Origin of the sequence: Actinomadura bangladeshensis (genome assembly GCF_004348335.1) — a bacterium.
Classification (GTDB): domain Bacteria; phylum Actinomycetota; class Actinomycetes; order Streptosporangiales; family Streptosporangiaceae; genus Spirillospora; species Spirillospora bangladeshensis.
The window spans coordinates 1-1,609 of the sequence record NZ_SMJW01000530.1 but is presented as its reverse complement, the minus strand read 5'-3'; the positions used below and the strand labels follow the sequence as shown (position 1 = coordinate 1,609).

The 1,609-nt window shown below is 73.0% G+C and carries 3 protein-coding genes; 1 reads left to right on the top strand and 2 read right to left on the bottom strand.

Annotation, left to right across the window (positions count from 1 at the left end; all coding sequences use genetic code 11):
- Window positions 1–63: 63 nt before the first annotated feature.
- Both E1284_RS40610 and E1284_RS40605 read right to left on the bottom strand, forming a co-directional pair.
- The gene (locus E1284_RS40610; RefSeq protein WP_131945421.1) at window positions 64–660 is read right to left on the bottom strand and encodes an HU family DNA-binding protein; all 597 of its coding nucleotides are present in this window, start codon (window positions 658–660) and stop codon (window positions 64–66) included.
- Window positions 661–859: 199 nt separating this feature from the next.
- Window positions 860–1,309 (bottom strand): helix-turn-helix domain-containing protein, encoded by a 450-nt coding sequence (locus E1284_RS40605; RefSeq protein WP_131945420.1) that lies wholly within the window; start codon window positions 1,307–1,309, stop codon window positions 860–862.
- An 18-nt stretch (window positions 1,310–1,327) separates the two neighbouring features.
- Between E1284_RS40605 and E1284_RS42800 the strand changes: the two genes are divergently transcribed.
- Window positions 1,328–1,609 (top strand): hypothetical protein (locus E1284_RS42800; RefSeq protein WP_207924254.1); only part of this gene is annotated, 282 nt, incomplete at its 3' end.

Here is a 1,609-nt window from a genome sequence, read left to right as displayed (position 1 = left end):
CCACTGACCCCACCCCACCCGTCCGGCCTCGCCACTTACCGGCCTCGCAACCCGGGGGTTCGGCTACTTGCCGGCCTTGATGCGGTCCTTCGCCTTGCCCGCCTTCTTCTTCGCGCCCTTGGCGTTCTTGCCGTTCTTGGCGTTCTTGGCGTTCTTGCCGGCCTTCGCGGGCAGGCCGGCGACCGCCTTGGCCTTCGCGGAGGGCTTCGCCGGCTCGGCGTTCCTCTTGGCCTTCTTGGCGCTCTTTCCGTCCTTGGCGTTCTTTCCGTTCTTGCCCGCCTTGGGCTTCTTCGCGGCCGGCGCCTCGGCCTCGATCGCCATCGTCACCGCGGCCTCGGCCTCCGGGGCGGCGGCCGGCTCGACGGCGGGCGCCGGGGCGGGGGCGTCGCCGGCGACGCGGTTGCGGAACGTCTGCCCGGTGCGGAACCGCGGCACCTGCGCGGCGGGCACCTCGACCGGCAGCCCGGTGCGCGGGTTGCGGGCGCTGCGGGCCGGGCGGGCGAAGCTGTCGAACGTCCCGAACCCGGTCACGATGACGCGCTCCCCGGCGGACACGCGGTCCATCACGGTGTCGAACACGGCGTCCACGTGCCGGCGGGCGGCGGACTCGTCGCTCCCCGCGCGCTCCGCCACGGCCTTGACCAGTTCACTGCGGTTCATGCGCCATGCCCTTCACTGTGGCGATATGTGCTGCTCAGCGTAGTGCGGCGCGGCGGCCGGGACCCGGCAATCGGCATCCCGGCCGGCGTTTCCTCACTTTCCGATGAAGCCCTTGGACTGCAACCACGTCTCGGCGACCAAGTTGCCTAGTGACGATCAGGCGACCCGGGGGCACAGACCTGGCAAGGGCGGCCCGCCGTCACTCCGGCCGGTCGCGCAGGTGTCGCAGCGTGACGGCCAGGTCCAGCCGTCGCCGTCCGCCGGGCGTCGAGAACGAGAACCCGAGGCGCGCCTCGGCGTGCGCGAGCCGGGCGGCGATCGTGCTGTGGTGCCGGTGCACCTGGGCGGCCGCCCGGCGCGCGGAGCCGGTCGCGCAGAACGCGCCGAGGACGGCGAGGGTGCCCGGCCCGTTCGGCTCGGCGGCGAGCGCGTCCAACGCGGCCACGTCCGGGACGGCGGCGATGTCCTCGTCCCGCATCCGCGCGGCGATGACCGCGAGCGCGCCGAGCCCGTCGTAGTGGACGACGTCGGACCCCATCCCGGCGAAGCGCAGCGCGGTGCGCGCCTGCCGCAACGACGCGGGCGCCTCGACGGCGGGCAACGCGGCCCCGACCCCGACGCGGAGCCCACGCGGAAACCGCTCCGGCACCGCCCTCAGGACCACGGTATGGACACGCCCAAGCGACACCGGATGCGCACCGATCCCACCCACCCCGTCCGGAACTTCCCCCTCAACAACCAGCACGTGCACCCGCTCAGCAGGTTCGACGTTCAACGACCGCAGCGCCCGACACCGTTCAAGCTCCCCGGCGTCCTCCGAGAGGACCAGTTCGACAAGCCCGCCGCTCCCCTCACGCGGCGCGGCCTCCAACAGCAACCGCGCAGCAATCGCGAACCGCTCCAACACCAACTCGTCAAGCGGCAGCGCCTCACTCCTCCCGAGCCACAC